Origin of the sequence: Streptomyces sp. NBC_01498, from assembly GCF_036327775.1 — a bacterium.
Classification (GTDB): domain Bacteria; phylum Actinomycetota; class Actinomycetes; order Streptomycetales; family Streptomycetaceae; genus Streptomyces.
This window is the reverse complement of record NZ_CP109598.1, coordinates 1,636,899-1,651,537: the sequence shown is the minus strand read 5'-3', so window position 1 is coordinate 1,651,537 and position 14,639 is coordinate 1,636,899. Positions and strand designations below refer to the sequence as shown.

The 14,639-nt window shown below is 70.2% G+C and carries 8 protein-coding genes; 7 read left to right on the top strand and 1 reads right to left on the bottom strand.

Annotation, left to right across the window (positions count from 1 at the left end; translation table 11 throughout):
- Window positions 1–1,637: 1,637 nt before the first annotated feature.
- The 3 genes from OG875_RS06765 (at window position 1,638) to OG875_RS06755 (ending at window position 3,790) form a co-directional block, all read left to right on the top strand.
- Complete coding sequence (locus OG875_RS06765) at window positions 1,638–2,924, top strand: S8 family serine peptidase (RefSeq protein ID WP_330173322.1); 1,287 nt, start codon at window positions 1,638–1,640, stop codon at window positions 2,922–2,924.
- Between the two features lie 87 nt (window positions 2,925–3,011).
- Window positions 3,012–3,374, top strand: coding sequence for a WXG100 family type VII secretion target (locus tag OG875_RS06760; protein WP_330173321.1), 363 nt, complete (start codon window positions 3,012–3,014; stop codon window positions 3,372–3,374).
- Between the two features lie 116 nt (window positions 3,375–3,490).
- Window positions 3,491–3,790: a WXG100 family type VII secretion target gene (locus OG875_RS06755; RefSeq protein WP_330173320.1), complete on the top strand. Its 300-nt coding sequence runs from the start codon at window positions 3,491–3,493 to the stop codon at window positions 3,788–3,790.
- A 226-nt stretch (window positions 3,791–4,016) separates the two neighbouring features.
- Here OG875_RS06755 and eccCa read toward each other — a convergent pair whose 3' ends face one another.
- Window positions 4,017–7,994, bottom strand: coding sequence for a type VII secretion protein EccCa (gene eccCa, locus OG875_RS06750; protein WP_330173319.1), 3,978 nt, complete (start codon window positions 7,992–7,994; stop codon window positions 4,017–4,019).
- 636 nt (window positions 7,995–8,630) lie between these two features.
- Here eccCa and eccD point away from each other — a divergent pair.
- From eccD to OG875_RS06730, 4 genes are all read left to right on the top strand, one after another.
- On the top strand, window positions 8,631–10,130 hold the full coding sequence (eccD, locus tag OG875_RS06745; protein ID WP_330177625.1) for a type VII secretion integral membrane protein EccD: 1,500 nt from the start codon (window positions 8,631–8,633) through the stop codon (window positions 10,128–10,130).
- A 164-nt stretch (window positions 10,131–10,294) separates the two neighbouring features.
- Window positions 10,295–10,585, top strand: a complete 291-nt coding sequence (rpsO, locus tag OG875_RS06740; protein WP_275537409.1) for a 30S ribosomal protein S15 — start codon at window positions 10,295–10,297, stop codon at window positions 10,583–10,585.
- Between the two features lie 430 nt (window positions 10,586–11,015).
- Entirely contained in the window at window positions 11,016–13,250 is a 2,235-nt protein-coding gene (locus tag OG875_RS06735) for a polyribonucleotide nucleotidyltransferase (protein ID WP_330173318.1), read from the top strand.
- Window positions 13,247–14,626, top strand: a complete 1,380-nt coding sequence (locus tag OG875_RS06730; RefSeq protein ID WP_330173317.1) for a M16 family metallopeptidase — start codon at window positions 13,247–13,249, stop codon at window positions 14,624–14,626. Before OG875_RS06735 ends, OG875_RS06730 begins: the two co-directional genes overlap by 4 nt.
- Window positions 14,627–14,639: the final 13 nt, after the last annotated feature.

The window sequence follows — 14,639 nt, the reverse complement described above, 5'->3', positions numbered from 1 at the left end:
CGGGCGCTCAACGACATGCTCGACCTTCTCGACGGTGCGAACCCCTCGGACCTGGAGAAGGCGGGCGAGAACCTCGAACGGGCGAAGACGAGCCTCAACGAGGCCGCGCAGGGTCTGAGCGACTTCGTCAAGGCGACGGACTGGCACAGCGAGGCGGCGACGGAGTTCCAGCGCTACGGCCAGGAACTCGCCGGCTACGCCTGGGGCCTGGCTTCCTTCGCGAACGTCGTCGGCACCCAGATGTCCGTGGCGGCCACCGGCCTGACCTCGGTCCGCAGCGCCAAGCCCCCTCGCGACAACCGGGCCGACCGCCGCGCGCCGAAGGACTTCCCGGTCACGGAACAGCGCGACGACAACCCGGAGTACAAGCAGGCCGTACAGGCGGAGGAGAACCGCCAGGAGGCCATCAACCAGATGAACCGCCTGGCGTCGTTCTACGCGGTGTCGGAGCAGTCACTGGCGGGGGTGAAGGAGCCGGAACTGCCGAAGATGCTGGGGGCGGCGGTGCCGGAGCCGTCCAGAGGATGGCGCGAAGGCGCTTCCGAGTCAGGTGGCTACGAGCCAGCGGACTTTCGGGATTCGTCGGCTGAGCGGTCGAGCGCAGTACGGGCCGAGGGAGAGGGCAAGGACCGGGCACCCCGCACTGACACGGACGGTCTCGTCCCCGTGAGGCCCACCCCCAGCACCTCCATGGAGATCGACAGTGTTGCGACACTGCCACCCATCACAAGTAGCCCTGGCTCCACGCCGCCTACCCCAGTGAGCGGCGGTCCTCCGGCCGGAAACAGCCAGGTTCTACCGTTGGGGCCAAGCTTCGGTTCTCCCCCACGGGGTGGATCCGCTCGACCGGGCCCTTCGGTCCCGCCGCGAGGAGGGGGCCCAGGGGCGGGTCCTGTCGCGAGGACCAGCACGGGAGGCGGCGGCACGGGGCCCCTGGGGCGCTCCAACGCTTTGGGCGGAGGCAGTGGTGCTTCGGGGACTGGAGGCGCGGGCAGGTCGTCCTCGCCGGTTGGCCGGCCGACTGCGATGGGCGGCGGTACCTCGGGGGCCGCAGGGGCGAACAGGTCGTCTTCCCCGGTTGGTAGGCCGACTGCCATGGGCCCCGGTGCAGGGGCCGGCGGAGCGTCGAGAGCCGGCCAGAGCCCCGTGGTCGGCCGCCCGAGTTCAGGAGGGCAATCCGTAGTCGGCCGATCCGGTGCAGGAACGTCTTCCGGACCCCTTGCCAACCGGAGCAGCGGCATTGTGGGTGGGACGCCGCAGCGTGCCTCCGGCGGGGGCACTTCCGGGTCGCGCATTCCTCGTGGAAACGTGGTTGGTGGCCAGAGCGCGATGCCTGGCCGTTCAACGTCATCGGCGAGACCCGCAGGGAGTGTGAGCACGCCCAATTCCAACGGAGTCGTGGGTAATCCACGGAGTGGCGGTACGCCCATCAGTGGCGGCGCGGGCGGGTTCACCGCCGGTGGGTCCGGACTGTCTGGCAGCCGACGTGGTCGGCAGTCGGACCGCGACGAGCAAGAACGGCCCGGACAGCCCCGTCCGGAAGACCGGGCGGACGACGCAGAGGCGCAAACGGTGCGACGCCGTGCTGCCGTGCCACCAGTCATCGAGTAGACACAGCGGAAGGTTCGGAAGTCGGAATGACGGCAGGAATGAGCCAGGGCCGAAAGCGAGCCGTGTCATACGGCCTACGCCGCAGTCCGCTGCTCGCGGTTGCTGCGATCGGAGCCTCGCTGCTGAGCGTAGGTGGCGTCGCTCCGGTGGCGGCAGCCGCCGATACCCAGTCGAAGCAGTGGTATCTCGACGCGATGCGTGTTGAGGACATCTGGAAGTCGACCACGGGCGAGGGTATCAAGATTGCCGTCATTGACAGCGGCGTCAACGCCTCGAGCCCATCCCTCAAAGGGCAGGTCTTGAAGGGCTGGGACGCGACGGAGACAGACGGCACGACAGACGACTATCAAGGCCATGGAACAACGATGGCCGAACTGATCGTTGGCACCGGCGAAGGCGGCGGCCTTCAGGGGCTTGCTCCCGGAGCCAAGGTCATCCCCCTGCGTGTAGCTGACGAGCCTTTCCAGGAGCGACACAAATCGAACTCCTTTGACAACTCCGATGCCATCCGTGCTGCGGCTGACGGCGATGCGAAGATCATCAATATGTCGATCGGCGGTCAGCTCCTCAGCTACCAGGAAAAGGAGGCGGTGAAGTACGCCCACGAAAAGGGAAAGTTGCTCTTCGCTGCCGTCGGAAACACCGGAGACAAGGCCAACAAGGCTGAGTACCCTGCCAACTATCCCGAGGTGGTCGGTGTCGCGGCATCCGACTCCGAGGGCAAGGTGGCCGCCTACTCCCAGCACGGCGACTTCGTCGACATCGCAGCCCCTGGCAACGACATCCCCGGCTGGTGCGACGAAACTTTCACCAAGTACTGCGACGGCGACGGCGGCACCAGCGCCGCCACCGCCCTCGCCTCCGCCTCCGCCGCCCTCATCTGGTCCGCCCACCCCGACTGGACCGCGAACCAGGTCCTCCGGGTCATGTTCGAGTCGGCCGGCCGGGGCGACGACTGGAAGCCCGGCACCGTCAGCAACTTCCTCGGCCACGGCATCGTCCGCCCCAACGCCGCCATCAACCGCGGCATCGGCAAGCCCGGCGATCCGGACGTCAGCCCGCTCACCAACGAGCGGACCACGGCCGACGAATCGCCGGAGGGTTCGGGTTCCTCGAAGGACGGCTCCGCGTCCACTCCGCCCAAGCCCGGCGCGGACACCGCGAAGAACACGGACACGGACACTGACGCGGCCAACGCCGCGGCCGACACCGATGACGACAGCCCCTGGGGGCTGATCCTCGGCGGAGCGGCGGTCGTCGCCGTACTGGCCGGGAGCGCCTTCGCCGTCGTACGCAAACGCCGCACCGCGTGAACGTACGTCCACGCCCGGACCATTCACCGAAACACCCACGCAGCAACTGACGAGCAGCTGCGAAACCAACAAAAAGGAGACTGACATATGGCAGTCCAGAAGGTCGGCGATCAGAGTCTCAAGGATTTCCAGGACGAGATCACGATCAAGTTCGAGGACGTCAAGGGACAACTGAAGAACCTCCAGGGCGTCATCGACAGCCTGGAAGGTGCCTGGAAGGGCATCGGAGCCAGCGCGTTCGACGCGAAGCAGTCCGAGATCAACGCGGGCATGGTCCGCATCGCGAAGATGCTGCTCAACTTCCAGGAAGCGATCCAGGTCACCCGCACCACCGCGGGCAACACCGAGGACGAGGTCTACGCGGCCCTCAACGGTGTCGACGTGACCGCCGGTTTCTCCGGCGACTCCGCCGCCACGGCGAAGGCGACGTCGAACATCTCCGGCTACTGACAGCCGTCCACCTCACCGCGCGCACCTCACGCGCACTGCACACCAGTCACCACTCACCGCGCACCGCATCACCCACCGCGCACCACCCACCACACCGACAGGAAACAGGAGGACTCGTGGCCCAGAACAACGACGGCACCATGGTCGTGACGTACGGCTCGCTGGAGCAGGCCGCCTCGGTCATCGAGAAGCAGGCCAACCGGCTCGACGAGAGCCTTGAGGCCATCCAGGCGAAGATCCGCAGCGTCTCCTCGACGTTCGAGGGCGAGGCCAAGACCGCCGCCGATGCCGCCCACAAGAAGTGGGACAACGAGACGCGTCAGATCCACAACGCGCTGAAGGACATCGCCCGCAAGGTCCGCGAGGCAGGCCCCGCGTACCAGGCGGGCGACCGGAAGTCCGCCGGCTACTTCTAAACCCGTCTTCAAACCCGGCTTCTAAACCCGGCTTCTCGAGTCGTCTTCTCAACTCGTTTGGAAGCGCCGGCACGACCATGACGGCGGCGGGGGGCACGCGCGGGAGGTGCCCCCCGCCGCCGTATCCACTTTTCCGTCGTGTCTACGCGGGAACGACCGCGCGGACACGACCGCCCGGGCACCACCGCGCGGGCACCACCGCCTCAGCCGGTCCCGCCCCCGCCCGTCACCCCTCCGGCGAGGGCATCAGCCCCGTCTGGACCAGCGGGTTGCCCCGCTGCCGGGAGACGAAGACGCCCCGGCCGGGCGGCATCGGGCGGGCCCGTACGCCGCCCAGGATGTCGCCCTCCTGCGGGTCGCCCGACAGCAGCACGCCCTGCGCGCCCAGCTCCATCATCCGCTGCATGAACGGCTCGTACGAGGCCCGGCTGGCGCCCGCCGCGCTGCGCGCGATGATGAAGCGCACCCCCACGTCCCGGGCGAACGGCAGTTGCTCCGTCAGCTTGTTGAGCGGGTTGCCGCTGGAGGTCGACACCAGGTCGTAGTCGTCGACGACCACGAACACCGTCGGCCCCCGCCACCAGCTCCGCTCGCGCAGCTGCTGCGCCGTGACGTCGGCCGCCGGCGTACGGCGCAGCATCAGGTCCGACAGTGCGTCCACGTGGTGGTCCATGTTGTTCGACATCGGCACGTACTCCGCCAGGTGCGACGCCGGCGTCACGTCCAGCAGCGCGCGCCGGTTGTCGATGACGAAGAACTTCGCCGCGTCCCCGTCGTACCGCTCCGACAGCCGTGTGATCAGCAGCCGCAGCAGGTTCGACTTGCCGGACTCGCTTTCCCCGAACACCAGGAAGAACGGGTCCCGGTCGAAGTTGGCGAACACCGGCTCCAGTTGGTTCTCGTCGATCCCGAACGCCACGCCGCGGTGCGGCTGATCGGCGCCTGTCGGCAGCGTCGCCGCCGCCAGTTCGCGCGGCAGCAGCCGTACGGCGGGGGCGCCCGGCCCCGTCCAGTGCCGGGTGACCTCCTGCGTCATCGCGGTGGTCGCCTCCGACAGGTCGCTGTCGGAGTTGATGGAGTCGATGCGCGGCACCGCCGCCATGAAGTGCAGCCGCTCCGGCGTCAGACCCCGTCCGGGCACCCCCGTGGGCACGTTGGCCGCCGCCTTGCGGTCCAGGTCGGAGTCCATGGTGTCGCCGAGGCGCAGTTCCAGCCGGTTCATCAGGTGGTCCTTGAGGTTGGCGCGCACCTCCATGGAGCGTGACGCCGTCAGCACCAGATGGATGCCGTAACCGAGTCCGCGTGCCGCGATCTCCAGAACGGCGGGCTCCAACCCCTCATAGTCGGTGCGGAAGTTGCCCCATCCGTCGATGATCAGGAAGACATCGCCCCACGGCTGGTCGGCCGCCGAGATCTCGCCCCGTTCCCGCATCCTGCGGAAGGTGTTGATGGAGTCGATCCCCGCCGTACGGAAGTACTCCTCGCGGCGCGTCAGGATGCCGTACACCTCGGCCGTCGTCCGCCGCACCTTCTCGGGGTCGAGTCGCGACGCCACCCCTCCCACGTGCGGCAGCCCGGCGACCGACGACAGGCCGCCGCCGCCGAAGTCCAGCCCGTAGAACTGCACTTCCCGCGGCGTGTGCGTCAGCGCGAACCCGGCGACGAGTGTGCGCAGCAGCGTCGACTTGCCCGACTGCGGACCGCCCACGATCTGCATGTGCCCCGCCGCGCCGGAGAAGTCCCGGTACAGCGTGTCGCGCCGCTGCTCGTACGGCTTGTCCACTACACCCAGCGGTACGACCAGCCGCCCGGCGCCCTCGAAGCCCGGCTGCGTCAGCCCGCGACCCTCGACGTTCGACAGCCCCGGCAGCAGCTCGTCCAGCGGCGGCGGGTTGTCCAGCGGCGGCAGCCACACCTGGTGCGCCTCCGCGCCGCGCCCCTCAAGCCGCCGCACGATCACGTCCAGGACCGAGTCGGCCAGCGCGTCGTCCTCCGACGTGGTGCGCGCGTCCGGCACCGTGGTCCGGCCGGCCGGCTCGACGTAGTGCACCGGCACCGGCGCCGCGGTGAACGCCACCGGCCTGCGGTCGACCGGCAGCGGCCCCCCGGTGCCCGCGACGGGCCGCGCGTCGGCGCGGTACACGCCGGAGACGTACGCGGCCTTGAACCGCACCATCTCGTCGGTGCCGTACTTCAGATAGCCGGAACCCGGTACGTTCGGCAGCTGGTACGCGTCCGGCACACCCAGCGCCGCGCGCGACTCCGCCGCCGAGAAGGTACGCAGACCCACGCGGTACGAGAGGTACGTCTCCAGCCCGCGCAGCCGGCCCTCCTCCAACCGCTGCGACGCCAGCAGGAGATGGACACCCAGGGAACGCCCGATGCGCCCGATCTGGACGAACATCTCGATGAAGTCGGGCTTCGCGGTGAGGAGTTCGCTGAACTCGTCGATGACCAGGACCAGCGACGGGATCGGCTGCAACGGGGAGCCCGCCGCCCGCGCCTTCTCGTAGTCGTGGATGTTGGAATAGTTGCCCGCGTCGCGCAGCATCTCCTGGCGGCGGTTGAGCTCGCCGCGGATCGAGTCACCCATCCGGTCGACCAGCGTCAGGTCGTCCGCGAGGTTGGTGATCACCGCCGCGACGTGCGGCATCTGCGACATGCCCGCGAACGTGGCGCCGCCCTTGAAGTCGGCGAGGACGAAGTTCAGCGTCTCCGACGAATGCGTGACGGCCAGACCCAGTACGAGCGTGCGCAGCAGTTCGGACTTGCCGGAGCCGGTGGCACCGACGCACAGCCCGTGCGGCCCCATGCCCTCCTGCGCCGCCTCCTTCAGGTCCAGCATGACGGGCGCGCCGTCCTCACCGACACCGATCGGCACGCGCAGCCGCTCCGCCTGCGAACGGGGCCGCCAGGTGCGTGTGACATCGACGGACGCCGCGTCGCCCAGATTCAGCAGATCGGTGAAGTCGAGGTTGGCGAGCAGCGGTTCGTCGTCGTCGCCGCCCGTCGCCATCCGCAGCGGCGCCAGCTGACGGGCCAGCGCCTCGGCGGCCTCGGGGCTCAGCCGGTCGGGCTCCCCCTCGTAGACCATGCCCTGCCCCGACTCCAGCCGCAGCGAGCCGGGGTGCACCTCCACCGACAGCCCGCCGCGCGCCCCGTTGACCTCGCCCGGTACGAGTTCGACGACCGTCACGCCCTGGAGCCCCTCGGGCGACGCGAGCGCCGACACGGGGGGCAGCGACAGCCCGTCCAGGACGACGACGACATGCGGCTGGTCCAGCAGCGGGTGACCGCCCGGCTGGAAGCGCGGACGGCCCTCCAGCCGCCCCGTCAGCAGCTCCTCCAGCTCCCGCACGTCGGACGTGATGAGCCGGCGGCTGCCCGCCCCGTCGCCGGGGCCCTGCGCCTGCGCGTGCGGCAGCCACTTCGCCCACTCCCACCGCGCCGTCGCGCCCCGTCCGGCGACCACGGCGACGACCAGGTCCTCGGGGGAGTGCAGCGACGCCAGCGAACCGACCATCGCGCGCGCCGTGGCGTGCACCGACTCCGTCTCGCCGGTCACCGTCAGGTGGTAGAAGGCGCGCAGCGAGACAGCCATCGGCAGCCCGTCCAGCACACTGTGCGCGGTGAGGAACTGCCGCATCGCCCCCGCAGTGAGCGGCTCCAGCTCGTCCACCGGCGCGGTCTCGGGCTCGATGAGCGCCGTGGCGAGCTGCTGACTGCCCAGCCCGATCCGTACCTGCCCGAAGTCCTCGTCCCCGACGCGGCGTTCCCACACCCGGCTGCCCTCGGCGACCAGCGCCCACAGCTGCTCCGGCGACGGGTGCAGGTAGTACTGCGCGTCCCGCTGGAGATGCGCCGTCCTCAGCACCGTACGCCGCGTCTGCGTCAGGTACTTGAGGTAGTCACGCCGCAGGTCCGCGAGTTCCCCCTGGGTGCCCCGCCGGTGCCGCACCAGCATCGCGATGGCCATGGCGATCGTGGAGGCGATCATCACCATGCCCATGATGCGCATGATCGGATTCGGCGTCATGAAGAAGAAGACGACCGAACCGCCCATGCCCAGCATCGGCAGCAGCTGCATCAGCGCGCCCTCCTGCTGCCCCCGGGGCAGCGGGGGAGGGGGCTGTACCTGCACCTGCTCGCCGGGCACGTCGGCGGGCAGGGCCCGGGGCGGGCGCTTCACGACGATCTGACTCACAGCTCACCAATTCCCTTGCCGGACAGAAGAGTTCCCACCGGCGCCCCCGTGGCGACGGGCTCCATCCGCGGGGAAGAATCCTACGTGCGCGGCGGTCCGCCGCCCGGCGGTAGGGTGGCCCGGCGCGTGCGCGCACGCGTGAACTTCCGTCGAAAACCGGGTCATTCGGGGTCCGACGCGGCAACTCGGCGGAGCCGGCGGGTCACCGGGCGGCACATCGCGTGCGGCGCCCGACGTACGGGGCGGGGCGAGCGCCGCGAGCCGTACGCCACGGGCGCCCGACGCGCGGCGTACGCCACGACCGCGGCGCGCCACGACCAGGGCGCGACCGCGGCACGGCGTGGCACGGACCGACCGATCCGGATCCGACGTGCCGCGACACGGACCGGGCGACACGTCGCGGCACGAAGAACACGGCGCGACACGGCGCACATGGCGCGGCACGAAGAACAAGGCGCGGCACGAAGAACAAGGCGCGGCACGAAGAACACGGCGCGACACGGCGCACATGGCGCGGCACGAAGAACAAGGCGCGGGAGAGCGGACACACGGCCGGCGCGAGCGGCGCGTACGGCACGAACGGTGCGACGCGGGCACCGGGCGCAGGGAAACCACGAGGGGATGCAGCACGTGAGTATGACGGCCCACACGGCGGCCACCGGCACCGGCCGACCGGGCACACCCGCCCCGTCCAGCGGCGGAACCGGCTTCTGCCGGATCACCGTCGTCGCCCCGGACGGCCGGATCGACGTCGCGCTGCCCGAGGACATCGCCGTCGCCGACCTCCACCCGGAGATCCTGCGGCTGTCCGGCCAGAGTCCCGAGGCCGGCGCCCCCGTCGGCTACCACCTCGTACGCCGCGACGGCACCGTCCTCGACAGTGCCCGCTCCCTGGCCTCCCAGCGCATCCTCGACGGCGAACTGCTCTCGCTGCGCCCCTTCGCCGAGTCCCTGCCCCCGGCGGTCTTCGACGACGTCTCCGACGCCGTCGCCTCCGCCGTCGCCCGCGACCGCACCCTGTGGACCGACCGCGCCATGCGCGGCGCCGGGCTGTTCGGCGGCGCCGTCCTCCTGACACTGCTCGCCTTCGTGCTCTGGACCGCCGACCCCCGCCACGACGCCCACGGCCTGCCGGGCGTCCTGGCCGGCGTCACCGCCGTCATGCTGCTCGCCGTCGCGGGCGTCCGGGCCCGGGTGTACGACGACCGGGGCTCGTCCGTCGCGCTCGGCATCGGCTCGATGGCCAACGCCGCCGTCGCCGGTTCCGGACTGCTGCCCTTCGCGGACGGGCAGGGCGTCGGCCGGCTCCAGTTCCTGCTCGCCTGCGCCGCCGTACTCGTCGCGTCCGTGATCCTGACCATCGTCGCCCCCGGCGGCGACGGCCCGTTCGTCGCGTTCGTCTTCGCCTCCGCCGTCGGCCTCCTGGTGACGTTCGTCGCCATCACCACCGGCATGGCGCCCGCCGAGACCGCCGCCGTCTGCGCCGCGCTCTCCGTAGGAGCACTCGCCTTCCTGCCCGGCCTCTCCACCCGCTTCGCCCGCCTCCCCATCGGCTTCGAGCCGCCCCGTACGGCCGCCGGTGCCTACGGCAGCGACCCCGAGCCCCCCGCCCCCGTCGACCCCGAGCGCATCGCCGCCCAGGCCCGGCGCGGCCACGAACTGCTCGTCGGCCTGGTCGGCGGCTGCGCCCTGGTTGCCGTCGGCGCCGCCGGTGTCCTCGGCTTCTCCGACGGCGTCTGGGGCCAGCTGCTCGCCCTCGCCACCGGCGTCGCCATGCTGATGCGCGCCCACCTCTTCAGTTACACCACCCAGGTCGGCTGCGCCCTGGCCGCCGGTCTCGGCGCCCTCGTCCTGTTGGGCCTCGGCCTCTGCCTGAACCCCCCGGAGGCGCTCATCCGCGAGGCCCTGCGGGGCGACGGCACGGGGCTCGACATCCGTACGGTCTGGCTGGCCGCCGCCGTCGCGGGCATCGCCGCCCTCGTCGTCGCCATAGGGCTGATCGTGCCGCGCAAGGGCGTCACCCCGTTCTGGGGCCGCTTCCTGGAGATCGCGGAATCCTTCGTACTACTGACGATCGTCCCGCTCTGTCTGGCGGTGTTCGACGTCTACCACTCCATCCGTGCGTTGACGTCTTGACTGGCTGGTACGCTGTGTGACGGCCGTTTGTGTACGCCTTCCGGTCTGTCCGGAATCGGCGACCGACCATCATCGGCCGATCACCCGCCACCCGAGTTACCGAAGATCCCCAGCGAATTCGACCTGGGGCACTCGATGGCCACGAAGACCCACGAGGAGTACGCGTGCCGCTCGACGCCGCTACGAAGAAGCAGATCATGTCGGAGTTCGCCACCAAGGAAGGCGACACCGGCTCCCCCGAGGTCCAGGTCGCGATGCTCTCGCGTCGTATCTCGGACCTCACCGAGCACCTCAAGACGCACAAGCACGATCACCACTCGCGTCGCGGTCTGCTCATCCTGGTCGGCCAGCGCCGCCGCCTGCTCCAGTACCTGGCGAAGAAGGACATCCAGCGCTTCCGTGCGCTGGTCGACCGCCTGGGCATCCGCCGCGGTGCCGCCGGCGGCGCCAAGTAGGACGCCGTGAAGGGAGCGGTTCCCACACACCGGGAACCGCTCCCTTCGCCGTATGCGCACCAGGCTCAGTAACCTGTTCGCAGGAGCACAGCTCCCGGACACCACTGAGAAGCACCACGGCACGACAGCCACAACGGCACACAGCACCACCGCACGACAGCCACACCGGCACCACAGCACCACCCCGTACGCGGCACCGCCCGCGTACACCGGAAGGCACCACCCACTGACGAGGGGAAGCGCCCCTCCGCCGCCGGTCCTCGGTAGTGGCCCCCGGAACGGCGCGGCGCACGCCGCCCCGCGGCCCACGCCGCCGCCCCGGGAGCTTCGATCGAAGACCGGCCCGCACCCAGGAGCGCTTCTCCGCCTGTCCCCCGTCACACGGGCGCGGGACGAAAAGACGACAAACGACGAGTATGGAGAACCACTGGTGGAGAACGAGACCCACTACGCCGAAGCCGTGATCGACAACGGCTCCTTCGGCACCCGCACCATCCGCTTCGAGACGGGCCGCCTGGCCAAGCAGGCCGCCGGCTCCGCCGTGGCGTACCTGGACGACGACACCATGGTGCTGTCGGCCACCACCGCTTCCAAGAAGCCCAAGGACAACCTCGACTTCTTCCCCCTCACGGTGGACGTCGAGGAGCGGCAGTACGCGGCCGGAAAGATCCCCGGCTCCTTCTTCCGCCGCGAGGGCCGGCCCTCCGAGGACGCGATCCTCACCTGCCGCCTCATCGACCGCCCGCTGCGCCCCTCCTTCAAGAAGGGCCTGCGCAACGAGATCCAGATCGTCGAGACGATCATGGCTCTCAACCCCGACCACCTGTACGACGTGGTCGCGATCAACGCCGCCTCCTGCTCCACGCAGCTGGCCGGCCTGCCCTTCTCCGGCCCGATCGGCGGCACCCGTGTCGCCCTGATCAAGGGCCAGTGGGTCGGGTTCCCGACGCACACCGAGCTCGAGGACGCCGTCTTCGACATGGTGGTCGCGGGCCGCGTCCTGGAGGACGGCGACGTCGCGATCATGATGGTCGAGGCCGAGGCCACCACGAAGACCATCCAGCTCGTCGCCGACGGCGCGGACGCCCCCACCGAGGAGCTCGTCGCCGCCGGTCTGGAGGCCGCGAAGCCCTTCATCAAGGCGCTCTGCAAGGCCCAGGCCGACCTCGCCGCCAAGGCCGCCAAGCCGACCGGCGAGTTCCCGGTCTTCCTGGACTACCAGGACGACGTCCTGGAGGCCCTCACGGCCGCCGTACGCAGCGAACTGGCGCAGGCGCTCACCATCGCCGGCAAGCAGGACCGCGACGCCGAGTTGGACCGCGTCAAGGAGCTCGCCGCCGAGAAGCTGCTCCCGCAGTTCGAGGGCCGCGAGAAGGAGATCTCCGGCGCGTACCGCGCGCTGACGAAGTCCCTCGTCCGCGAGCGCATCATCAAGGACAAGGTCCGCATCGACGGCCGCGGCGTCACGGACATCCGTACGCTCGCCGCCGAGGTCGAGGCCATCCCGCGCGTGCACGGCTCCGCGCTGTTCGAGCGCGGCGAGACCCAGATCCTGGGCGTCACCACCCTCAACATGCTGCGCATGGAGCAGCAGTTGGACACCCTCTCGCCGGTGACCCGCAAGCGCTACATGCACAACTACAACTTCCCGCCGTACTCCGTCGGCGAGACCGGCCGCGTGGGTTCGCCCAAGCGCCGTGAGATCGGCCACGGGGCGCTCGCCGAGCGCGCCATCCTGCCGGTGCTCCCGACGCGCGAGGAGTTCCCCTACGCGATCCGTCAGGTCTCCGAGGCGCTGGGCTCCAACGGCTCGACGTCCATGGGCTCGGTCTGCGCCTCCACCATGTCGCTGCTGAACGCCGGTGTGCCCCTCAAGGCCCCCGTCGCCGGTATCGCCATGGGCCTCATCTCCCAGGAGATCGACGGCAAGACGCACTACGTCGCCCTCACCGACATCCTCGGTGCGGAGGACGCCTTCGGCGACATGGACTTCAAGGTCGCCGGTACGAAGACGTTCGTCACCGCGCTCCAGCTCGACACCAAGCTCGACGGCATCCCCGCCTCGGTCCTGGCCGCCGCGCTGAAGCAGGCCCGTGACGCCCGCCTCCACATCCTCGACGTGATGAACGAGGCCATCGACGTCCCGGACGAGATGTCCCCGAACGCCCCGCGGATCATCACCGTCAAGATCCCGGTGGACAAGATCGGTGAGGTCATCGGCCCCAAGGGCAAGATGATCAACCAGATCCAGGAGGACACCGGCGCCGACATCACGATCGAGGACGACGGCACCATCTACATCGGTGCCGCCGACGGACCGGCCGCCGAGGCCGCCCGCGCCACGATCAACGGCATCGCCAACCCGACCATGCCGGAGGTCGGCGAGCGCTACCTGGGTACGGTCGTCAAGACCACCACCTTCGGCGCGTTCGTGTCGCTGCTCCCCGGCAAGGACGGGCTGCTGCACATCTCGCAGATCCGCAAGCTCGCCGGCGGCAAGCGCGTCGAGAACGTCGAGGACATCCTCGGCATCGGCCAGAAGGTCCAGGTCGAGATCGCCGAGATCGACCAGCGCGGCAAGCTCTCCCTCATCCCCGTGATCGAGGGCGAGGACGAAGAGAAGAACGACAGCCAGGACGACCAGAAGGACGAAGCCTCCCAGTGACGTTTCGTAGCTCCACGACGACGGCCCGCACCTCCTCGGAGGTACGGGCCGTCGCCCGTACCCAAACCCTCCTGAAGGGCCAGGACGGCATCGGCACCGTCCGCCGCACCACCCTTCCCGGCGGCCTGCGGGTCGTCACCGAGTCCCTGCCGTCCGTACGGTCGGCGACCTTCGGCATCTGGGTACAGGTCGGCTCGCGCGACGAGACGCCGACGCTGGGCGGTGCCACGCACTACCTCGAACACCTCCTCTTCAAGGGCACCGCGAAGCGCGGCGCCCTCGACATCTCCTCCGCCATCGACGCGGTCGGCGGCGAGATGAACGCCTTCACGGCGAAGGAGTACACGTGCTACTACGCGCGCGTCCTCGACACCGATCTCCCCCTCGCCATCGACATCGTGTGCGACATGCTCACGGGCTCCCTCATCGAGGCCGCCGACGTCGACGCCGAGCGGGGCGTCATCCTCGAAGAGATCGCCATGACCGAGGACGACCCGGGCGACTGCGTGCACGACCTCTTCTCACGGACGATGTTCGGCGACACACCCCTCGGCCGCCCCGTCCTGGGCACCGTCGACACCGTCAACGCCCTCGACCGCGACCGGATCGCCCGCTTCTACAAGAAGCACTACGACCCGACGCACCTGGTCGTCGCCGCCGCGGGCAACGTCGACCACGCCACCGTCGTACGGCAGGTACGGCGCGCCTTCGAGAAGGCCGGCGCCCTCTCCCGTACGGACGCCGTCCCCGTCGCGCCCCGGCAGGGCCACCGCGAACTGCGCACCGCCGGCCGCGTCGACCTGCTCAACCGCAAGACGGAGCAGGCCCACGTCGTCCTCGGCATGCCGGGCCTCTCCCGCACCGACGAGCGCCGCTGGGCGCTGGGCGTCCTCAGCACCGCCCTGGGCGGCGGTATGAGCTCCCGGCTGTTCCAGGAGGTACGGGAGAAGCGCGGGCTCGCCTACAGCGTGTACGCGTACACCTCCGGCTACGCCGACTGCGGCCTCTTCGGCGTGTACGCGGGCTGCCGCCCCAGCCAGGTCCACGACGTCCTGAAGATCTGCCGCGACGAACTCGACCAGGTCGCCGCCGAGGGACTGAGCGACGAGGAGATCGGCCGCGCCGTCGGCCAGCTCTCCGGCTCCACCGTCCTCGGCCTGGAGGACACCGGCGCCCTGATGAACCGCATCGGCAAGAGCGAGCTGTGCTGGGGCGCCCAGATGTCCGTGGACGACATGCTGGCGCGGATAGCGGCCGTCACCCCCGACGACGTACGCGCGGTGGCGCGCGACGTCCTGGGGCAGCGTCCCTCGCTGTCGGTCATCGGCCCCCTCAAGAGCAAGCAGGCCGACCGTCTCGACGAAGCGGTCGCCTGATCACCGTCCTCCC